Below are 9,014 nucleotides of genomic sequence, written 5' to 3' on the forward strand. Positions count from 1 at the left end.
GTCCCCGCCTCACCCTGGTGCGGTCGTCGTGCCACGGTGCCGCTGACTCCCTGACTTCATTGCATCGTGCATGCCGAGCCTCGCTACACGCACTCGCGCCGCGGCTCCCGGCGCCATCCCCTCCACCCGGCCGTACACCCCGGGCCTCCCTCGGGCTGGTGCCTGGCTTGTGCCTCGACAGGTCCAGGTGGCGAGTCACTCCACCTGGACCCTTCAAGGTTTGAATCAGGCGGTGATGAAGCGCGGGGGCGGGCGCACCACGCTGAGCTGCTCCATCTCCTTCACCATCTTCTGGAAGTCGGAGTTCGCGATGCCCGTCTCGCCCTTGGCCAGCGACTGGGTGGCGTACTTCTCGTAGGTGTCCACCACCTTGCGCGCGTCCGGGCTGAGGCGGTCGTAGTTCTGGCGCGCCCACTTCTGGAGGTCCGCGTACTCCAGCCCGGCGGCCTGGCCGTCGAGGTCACCGGCGCCCTTGCTGATGGCGTTGGTCAGGTCCTTGGCGGAGATCTTCCCGTTCTTCCCATCCAGCGTCTCCAGCGCGGTGCGCATGGACGCGTCGTGGAAGGTCTTGTGCTGCGAGGCGTCCTTCACCATCGCGTCGAAGCCCTGCTTGTCCAGGCCCTTGGGGCCCGCCGTCTTCGAGTGCTTCTCGTACGTCTCCATCACCTTCTGCGCCTCGGGCGTCAGCCGGTCCTTGTTCTTCGCCGCCCACTTCTGGAACTCGGCCAGCTCCTTGGTGGAGTTGCCGTCCGCGTCGCCCGCGCCCTGCTTGATGGCGCCGAGCAGGTCCTCCCCGGAGATGGGCCCGTTCTCCTTGTCCAGCTTCGCCAGCGAGTCGCGAGCGCTCACGTCGCCCACGCTCTTGAAGTCCTTCATCATCTTGGACCACTCGGTGGAGCTCAGGTCCTTGTCGCCCGTGGCCATCGCCTTGGTCGCGTGCTTCTCGAACTTGCCCATCACTTCCTTGGCCTCGGGCGACAGCTTGTCGCCGTTCTTCTTGGCCCAGTCCTGGAAGGCCTTCAGCTCGTCCGCGGTGTTGTTGTCCGCGTCCTTCGTGCCGCTGCGGATGGCCTTCGCCATGTCATCGCCGGAGATGGGCTTGGGCAGCTTGTCCAGGCCCGCGAGCGCCTTCTCCGCGCCCTTGTCGCCCACGCCCTTCATGTCATTGATCATCTTCCGCCAGTCGCCGTCCTGGTGGCCGTTGGCCTTCCTCTCCGCGGCGAACTTGGAGAAGCGGTCCATCACCTGCTTCGCCTCGGGCGTGAGGCGGTCCTGGTTCTTCTCCGCCCACTCCGCGAACGCGCGGTACTCGCCCTTCGCCGCCTGGCCGTCGTGGTCACCCGTGCCGCGCTGGATGGCCTTGGTGAGCTGGTCCGCGGTGATGGGGCCCTTCGTCTGGTCCAGCTTGTTCGTCTCGCTCAGCGCGCCCAGGTCCAGCGGGCTCCACTCGTTCGGCAGCGGCTTGGACGGGAAGCACCCACCCTTGTCGAAGCTGTCGCCACCCGGACGGCCCGCCTGCTGGTGCGGCGCGTGGTGCTTCATCATGTGGCGCAGGTCCTTCAGCAGCTGGTGCTCCTTGACCAGCGCGCGCTCCAGCTTGCCCTCCAGCTTCTCGAGCTTCGACTCGGTGCGAGCCAGGGTCTTCTGAGCGGAGTTGAAGGAGGTGGCGACGGACATTGGGTTTCTCCGAAGTAAGTCGTTGTGAGCACCCCTATTGCTCGCGGCGTGCCACACATCTCCTCCGGTTGCCCACCTTCACTTCTGACCTATATTCAAGGGGTTAGAAGGCACCAGCCCGTCCACGAGGGGTGGTGACAACTGTCACCACCGATGACAGTCGTCACCAGGGGGAAGGCCCCCCAGGTGGTGACCAGAGTCACCGGATCCCCCGAAGTGGTGACTGGAGTCACCGGATCCGCTTGCTCGCGGCTCGACGCGGCGCGCGCGCCGGCGAGGCCAGGGCCTTGCGCACGCGCTGCTTGCCCTGAGGCCGCTCGGCCACGAGCTCGAACCCCTGTTTTTCAAAGAACGGCACCGTGCCCGTGTACGCGGACGCATTGGATGTACGCGCGGACCCCTTGGGAGGTTTCACGGGATATCCCTCCACGGTGCGCGCGCCCCGCTGACGCATCACGTCCAGCGCGGCCTTCAGCAGCACCGTGGCGACGCCCTGGCCCCGGAAGTCCTTGTGGATGAAGAAGCAGGGCACCGACCAGACGTCGTCCGCGTCGTCACACCGGAGGCTCGGTGCGCGGTCCAGGCGCGGGAAGCTCCGGCGCGGCCCCAGCGTGAGCCAGCCCACGGGCTGTCCGTCCACGAAGGCCAGCAGGCCCTGGGCCTTGCCCTCGTCCACGAGCGCCTTCATCCGCTGCTTCGCGGGCGCGCCCTTCACGTCAGCGAAGCGCTCGCCTTCTTCCAGCCGCCAGAACATGCACCAGCAGCCCGCGCATGCGCCGTTCTTCCCGAACAGCGTCTCGAGCGCCGGCCACAGCTTCGGCGTCAGCTCCTGAATCTCGATGGCGAGGGACATGCGCGAGAAGGTAGTGGGCGCGAAGGCTCGCGGCACCCCCTTCGTTACAGGCCGCCTCTCAGCTCCGTGTCACTCCACAGCGCGCCCCCGCGCTCGCGCAGCAGGAACGTGAGCCGGCCCTGATGGAAGCCTCGCACCGGGGCCTCGGGGTCCGGGAAGCCCGGCGGCAGGCGCCAGTCCGGAGGCAGCGTGCCGTTCAGGGGGATGGACCGCTCGCGACGCAGCTCGCCCACCTCCAGGTCCGTGAGGGGACGCACCCGCGCCCAGGGCAGCAGGGCCCGGCCCTGTGAGCCCACGCGTGTCCCGGGCGCCGGGTCCGTCCACGGACCTATCGCCGTGCGCCGCAGCGTGGACAGGTGCGCGCCACAGCCGAGCGCACGCCCCACGTCCCTCGCGAGCGAGCGGACGTAGTAGCCCCCTCGACAGGTCAGCGTCAGGCGACTGGTGCGCGGCAGCTCGTGCGAGAGCCACCGGGCCGAGTGCAGGTACACGCGCGAGGGCGGCAGCTCCACCACCTCGCCCCGGTGGGCCTTGCGATACGCGGGCTCGCCTCCCACCTTCTTCGCGCTCGTGGCCGGTGGCACCTGCTCGTGCCAGCCCACGAAGGGCGCGAGCGCGGCGTCGAGCAACCCGGGCGTCAGGCGTGACACGTCCCCCTGGAGCACGGGCTTGCCGTGCAGGTCTCCCGTGTCCGTCTCCGTGCCCCAGACCACGTCCGCTTCGTACGTCTTGGGCACCGCGTGCAGCAGCTCGAACAGCCGCGTTGTCTGCCCCACCAGCACCAGGAGCAGCCCTTCCGCGAACGGGTCCAACGTCCCACCGTGGCATATCGGCAGGCGCTTGCCCGGCACGGCACGCGCCTCCTCCAGGAAGGACTGCACCACCGAGAAGCTCGTGGGCCCCACCGGCTTGTGCACACTGTAGAGGCCCGGCGTCATGCGTGCTCCCGACGGAGAACTCGCGTCATGGACTCCGCGACGTGCTCAACCACCCCGGTCCTCTTCTTCCTCTTCTTCTTCCTCGACGAAGTCGGAGGAATCGCCATCCAGGGCTCCCTCCACCTGCGTGGCTCCGTCCCGCTTCACCAGATACACGGGCGAACAGCGTGAGGCCTGCGCCACCGTGCGCGCCAGGGGCTCCGCGTGCGTCGTCACCCAGACCTGGCTGTCCCTCGCCGCCCTCAGCACGAGCCGCCCCAGAGGCTCCAACAGGTCCGGATGCAGGCTCGTCTCCGGTTCGTTCAACGCGAGGAACGGCGGAGGGCGCGGACTCAAGAGCGCCGCCAGCAAGCAGAGGTAGCGCAACGTTCCATCGGACAGCTCGGACGCGGCCATGGGCCGGCTCAACCCCGGCATGTGCAGGAACAGACTGAAGCGTCCCTCACTGGAGCGAACCTCCAGCCGAGCTCCCGGGAACGCATCGTCGATGCCCTGCTCCAGACCTCGCGTGTCGCCAATCTGGAGGATGGTCAGCAGCGCCGCCGCCAGGTCCGAGCCATCGTGCGCCAGCACCGGCGTCCTCACGCCCACGCGCGGATGCCGCATGGCCGCGTCCGGGTCCGTGCGGAAGTGGTGATAGAAGCGCCACGCGGAGAACGTGCGCTGCACCTCCGACAAGCGCGGGAAACGGTGCGGCTCGCCCAACTGGTCCAGCACCGACTCCGAGTTCCAGAGCTGCGTGGGAAACGTCACCCGCTTCCCGTCGGCGTCCCGCATGAAGGCCGTGCGGTCCTTGCGCTCCATCAGCACCACCTTCCGTCCCCCGGACCAGGCCCACAGGTGCTCCGACTTCACCTCCGGGTCCAGCTTGAAGGGGTCCGTGGAGCGCGGGAGGTTGGGGACGATGCCGCAGCTCAGCTCGTACGCCAGCTCGCCCATCTCCACCTGCACCGTCAGCCGCACCGGCTGCTTCGCGCCCCGCGAACCCGCCCACAACACGCTCGGCGTGCCGCCCTCTTCCGCCAGGGTGCGCGCGAGCCTCCCCTCCGACGCCGCCACCAACAGGTACAGCGCGCGGTACAGGTTCGTCTTGCCACTGCCGTTGGCTCCGACAATGACATTCACCGGGCCCAGCTCCAGGGAGAGCTGACGCACCGAGCGGTATCCGGAAATCCGCAAGCGCTGGATGGGCATCGAGCACCCCACCCTAGCTCGCCCACCTCCCACCGCAACGGTGCTCTGGTGGTCCGTCACACTCGCGACGGACCGGGCACTCCACCCGAGGGAGCACACCACGTGGACACGTGCCCCTCGGGTCCTTCAGCCAGCGCGACGACTACCGACGACGCAGCTGCTTCTCGTAGCTCCGGCTCAGCTTGCCCTCGGTGACCGCGGGCACGTGCACCGGCGCATCCGCCCACTCGGCCAGCCGCTCGAAGTAGAAGGTGCGCTGCGGCTCGGGCAGCGCGGTGAGCGTCCCGTAGAAGCCGATGCCCGCCGGGTCCACGATGCGGTACGAGTCATTCCTGGAGCTCACGCCAAAGGCCGAGGCACTCCACGGGCTCAGCGCTCCGTCGACGATGAGCACGCGCTGGGCGTGCAGCCGCGTCCACAGCTCCAGCTTGAGCAGCGGCACCGGGTTGTAGACCTTCACCACGCCCGCGGGCGGCAGCGCCGTGGGCACCTGCCCGCCCGGGTAGCGCAGCAGCGGACGCAGCTCCAACTCCGGGAACAGCGGCGCGCCCAGCTCCGTGGCGCACTGGTAGCTCTCCGGCTCAATCGCGCTGTACAGCGCCTGGTCTGAGAAGGTGTACGCGGGGCCCGCCACCAGGTCCACGAAGGCGAACAGCTCCTCGGCCGACACCGTGGGCTCCGGAATCGTGTCGCAGTCGTACGGCGCCAGCCCCATGTACTCCCAGAAGTTGAACGGCAGCCGCACCACGCTGAACTCAAACGCCTTGTCCACGCCCAGCGTCTCGAAGGTGAAGCCCCACTCCACCTGCGCCGCCAGCAGCGGCGTCAGCTCCTCGCGCCGCTCCAGCGCCGCCCGCTGCACCGCCTTCAGCCTGTCGCGGCACGTCGCGTCGCCCACGGTGGCCAGGAAGTGCGGCGTGCGGACATCCTGCAACCCCAGGCTGTGCCGCTCCGCGTAGGGAATCGTTGCCTCCACGTCGTTCGGATAGAAGTAGCGGTGCAGGAGGGCCGCCGTGCCGCCCCGGAACACCCCCGTGGACAGCCAGCGCGCGCCGTAAATCGTCTTGAAGACCTCCACCACGCGGTGCGCGTCCGCCGCGGACTGCCAGACGTCCAGGAGCTTCCAGTCACGCGAGGCCGGCGTCGACGTGCCGTAGAAGCGGTGCTCCACCGTCACCTGGTTGCCCTTCAAGAGGTCCACCGGCTCCGCGGCGATGGGCTCCGCGAAGATTTCCGCGCCCTCCGTGTCGATGACCATCGGCGCCGTCACCGAGCGGTGGAACAGCGTCATGCGCTGAAGGAACTTCTCACCCTCCGGATGGCGGTGGTCCGCGGGTTGCTCGAAGTCGAGCGTGAAGAAGCGAAAGTCATCAATCTGCTCGTCCCCCAGAATCGTGACGCCCGGGAGCGCCTCCAGCCGCGCGCGGATGTCATCGTCGATGGCTCGCGCCTCCGACAGCGTCTCTCCCGAAGGCGCGCCGTCGCGTCCCGCCTCCGACGTGTCGCCACAGGCCGCCAGCAGCGATACCGCCAGCGCCCCCACCACGCCTCGAAACCGATACGTCACTCCCCACATGTCCCGCTCCTCTCGATGAACAACGTCACTCGGGTTCAGTCAGGAACCAGCCCGGACATTCTCACAATTCGAGAATTATAGGCTACCCATGAAAATACACTCCGGGTGTGGAGCACCGAAGGACCTCGGGAGAGGTCCTCCGGCGGGACGGCGTGGCTACGGGGCGGGTGGCGTCTCCGGACGGCCCAGGATGAGGCCGCACGAGGGGGGCACGGCGAAGCCATTCCTGGCGGAGTCGACGGCATTCGTCGCGTTGGAGCCCAGGCCGATGGCGGCGAACGCGTTCCACATCCGGCAGACATCTTCCCCACCATGCAGGGTGGTGGCGGCGCTGATGATGCCGTCGCGTGTCTGGAGGAAGGTGGGGTTGCAGGCGGTGCGCTTCAGACCCTCGGTGAAGTACAGCAGCATGCGCTGGTTCCCCGCGTTGCCCGTGGCGTCGTAGAGGTCCGTGCTGAAGCCCCACTGCGTCACCAGCGCCCAGTACACCTCCCACAGCGCCTGGGCGAACACGGAGCCCACGCCGTGCGGGACGGTCATCGTGTTGATGCTCTCGAAGGTCCAGGTGTTGACGAGCGCGGACGTGCTGTAGCGCTGGGTGCGAAGGCCCGGGCCGGTGATGGCCTGGTTCAGCACGTACGTCCCGATGCCACGTCCCTGGGGGCCAGTGTCCGACGCGCGCGCGGTGTAGACGAGCGCCAGGAAGTCGCTGAGGCCCTCGCCCGGCTGCTGCCGGTTGGTCAGGCACGACACGTTGCTGGGGCCGCCGACGAGGCGGTTGGAGATGCCGTGGCCGTACTCGTGGACGATGACGCCGCTGTCCAGGTCGCCATCCTTGTCCGGCGTGGGCGCCGTCCAGAGGTACATCTGCATGCGCGGGCGGAAGCCATCCGGAGGCGTGAGGAAGTTGGCGTTGTCGACGCCACCACTGTCCTGCGCCTCGGCGCGCACGTCGTCATTGCCGAGCCCGCCTCGGGCATGGTTGTTGACCTGGAAGTTGCCGGCCAGCTCGTCGAAGCCGTACTGGTACTGCACGTCGTGGACGAGGTTGTTCCAGTAGAAGAGGTTGGCGACCGCGGCGGCGAAGTACGTGCTCGGCGCGCCCGTCAGGTTGATGGCGAAGTCGCACGCCAGCCCGGCGCCGCAGTTCGGGTCGCTCGCGGGCGGCTGGCCATTGTTGTCCCGGTCTTCGTAGGCGTGGACGTTGTTGCCACGGGGGGCGAGGAACTCGGCGCCCGTGACTCCGTTGGTGTCATGCCAGCCGAAGGGCGAGGCCAGCGAGTGGGCGGGGTTGGTGACGAGCGTGCGCCCATCCGCGGGAGGAACCGGCGTGACGTGGTGCGGGCTCTCGGCGGGCCTCGGGTACACGCGGTACGAATCCCCCGCCACCCAGTCGAAGCGCGTCCAGACCTCGCCCGTGCCCGCGTCCACCGACAAGTCATGGGCGTGCCGGGCATCCAGCGTGTGGACCTGGAAGCGCCAGACCAGACGCGACTCTCCACGACGCAACGGCAACACCGCCAGCGACGCGTCGATGGGCTCGCTCGACAGCCCCCGCGCCTCCACGCGAGTGCGCCGCGTGGGACCGGGCTCGGCCTTCAGCTCGCGGGGCGCCGCGAATCCCTGGAGGCCCAGGTGCCGCGCCGCGCTCGCCACCGCGTCGGCCGCGCCAATCCGAGGCTCCACGCTGGAGAGCGTGGACTCCAGCGCGGGCTGGAAGTCGCTGTGCACCGCGAGCACGCGCCCTTCCCGATCCACGTTGACCTGGAGCTGCGCGTTGTAGACGGGCAGGTCCCGGTAGCGCTGTCGCAGATACACATGAGTGGCACCACTGAGGCGTGAGTAGACGCGGTCGGTCACCTCCAGGTTGGCCAGGTCGGACAGCTCCAGGCCCAGGACCTCGCGATGTCGCTGGACGAAGTCCAGGCCCACCGCCAGCGCGTCTCCGCTCGCGGGCTCCGAGAGCGCGCCCACCAGGTTGATGAGCGAGCGCACCCGCCCGTTGGACGCATCCACCTCCACGCGCAGCTCCGGCACGGACTGGCGCAGCGCCGCTTCCGCCGCCTGCTGCGTCGGCGCGAAGGTGAAGCGCATCCGGGCGTTGTAGGAGAGGCGCGCGTCGTGGTGCCGCTCTCCCTGGGGCTCCGGCACCACGGCCAGGGCGAGGGGGGACAGCAGCGCCCCCGTGAGAGCTACCGCGTGGAAGAGGCAGCGTCGGGCGTGTCTTGGGGACATGTCGTGCTCCTGCGTCACGGACCACCCCGGGATGGGGCGTCACGCGGAACAAGGACACGGCCCGTCCACCTGACTCAACAGGGGGACCGGGCGAGACCATCGACTTCCGAGCGCGCGCTACGGCTCAATCGCCGCTGAGGTCGCTCCATTGGTCATCACGCGTCTCGGGTTTGCCCTTGGGGCGGAGGTGCGCGAAGGACAGTGTCATCTCCACGGCGAACTCGCGCTTCTCCGGCGGCTTGCCCAGGTAGATGTACTTGGTGCGGTTCGTGATGCAGGCATCCAACATCTTCACGGAGGTCACGGGGGTCACCTTCCCCTTGACGCCCTCCCCGTTCGCGTCGAACCGCGCCCGCAGCCGGAAAATCCGGGGGATGCCGCCGTCGCGGAGGATGGCCTCCCTGCCGCAGTAGTCGTAGTCGCGCAGGTGCTTGCTCAGCATGACCGCGCCCCACGCCTCATTCGTCTTGGGCAGCGGCGGGCGCTTGATGGGCTTCTCCACCATGGGCGGCAGCGGGGGCTGCGTCACGATGGGCGGGGG

Annotated in this window: 7 protein-coding genes; all 7 read right to left on the reverse strand. The window is 68.7% G+C overall.

Features of this window, described 5'->3' with window-relative positions:
- Positions 1–225: 225 nt before the first annotated feature.
- A complete protein-coding gene (locus HR086_RS41140; RefSeq protein WP_174468344.1) occupies positions 226–1,677 on the reverse strand; it encodes a hypothetical protein in 1,452 nt (483 codons plus the stop codon).
- Between the two features lie 229 nt (positions 1,678–1,906).
- Positions 1,907–2,530, reverse strand: a complete 624-nt coding sequence (locus HR086_RS41145) for a GNAT family N-acetyltransferase (RefSeq protein WP_174468345.1) — start codon at positions 2,528–2,530, stop codon at positions 1,907–1,909.
- A gap of 44 nt (positions 2,531–2,574) precedes the next feature.
- Positions 2,575–3,468: a tRNA pseudouridine(55) synthase TruB gene (truB, locus tag HR086_RS41150; RefSeq protein WP_174468346.1), complete on the reverse strand. Its 894-nt coding sequence runs from the start codon at positions 3,466–3,468 to the stop codon at positions 2,575–2,577.
- A gap of 45 nt (positions 3,469–3,513) precedes the next feature.
- Entirely contained in the window at positions 3,514–4,662 is a 1,149-nt protein-coding gene (locus HR086_RS41155) for an AAA family ATPase (protein WP_174468347.1), read from the reverse strand.
- Between the two features lie 142 nt (positions 4,663–4,804).
- Positions 4,805–6,238 (reverse strand): S28 family serine protease, encoded by a 1,434-nt coding sequence (locus HR086_RS41160; protein ID WP_174468348.1) that lies wholly within the window; start codon positions 6,236–6,238, stop codon positions 4,805–4,807.
- Between the two features lie 156 nt (positions 6,239–6,394).
- Complete coding sequence (locus tag HR086_RS41165) at positions 6,395–8,473, reverse strand: M36 family metallopeptidase (RefSeq protein ID WP_174468349.1); 2,079 nt, start codon at positions 8,471–8,473, stop codon at positions 6,395–6,397.
- A 124-nt stretch (positions 8,474–8,597) separates the two neighbouring features.
- A partial coding sequence (locus HR086_RS41170; protein WP_174468350.1) for a hypothetical protein occupies positions 8,598–9,014 on the reverse strand: 417 nt, incomplete at its 5' end.

The sequence above is a fragment of the Myxococcus sp. CA039A genome (genome assembly GCF_013336645.1).
GTDB lineage: Bacteria > Myxococcota > Myxococcia > Myxococcales > Myxococcaceae > Myxococcus > Myxococcus llanfairpwllgwyngyllgogerychwyrndrobwllllantysiliogogogochensis.

Bases quoted from the DNA above. Each gene is read 5' to 3' on its own strand.
- HR086_RS41140 (WP_174468344.1), bottom strand. From the start codon at position 1,677: ATGTCCGTCGCCACCTCCTTCAACTCCGCTCAGAAGACCCTGGCTCGC.
- HR086_RS41145 (WP_174468345.1), bottom strand. From the start codon at position 2,530: ATGTCCCTCGCCATCGAGATTCAGGAGCTGACGCCGAAGCTGTGGCCG.
- truB (WP_174468346.1), bottom strand. From the start codon at position 3,468: ATGACGCCGGGCCTCTACAGTGTGCACAAGCCGGTGGGGCCCACGAGC.
- HR086_RS41155 (WP_174468347.1), bottom strand. From the start codon at position 4,662: ATGCCCATCCAGCGCTTGCGGATTTCCGGATACCGCTCGGTGCGTCAG.
- HR086_RS41160 (WP_174468348.1), bottom strand. From the start codon at position 6,238: ATGTGGGGAGTGACGTATCGGTTTCGAGGCGTGGTGGGGGCGCTGGCG.
- HR086_RS41165 (WP_174468349.1), bottom strand. From the start codon at position 8,473: ATGTCCCCAAGACACGCCCGACGCTGCCTCTTCCACGCGGTAGCTCTC.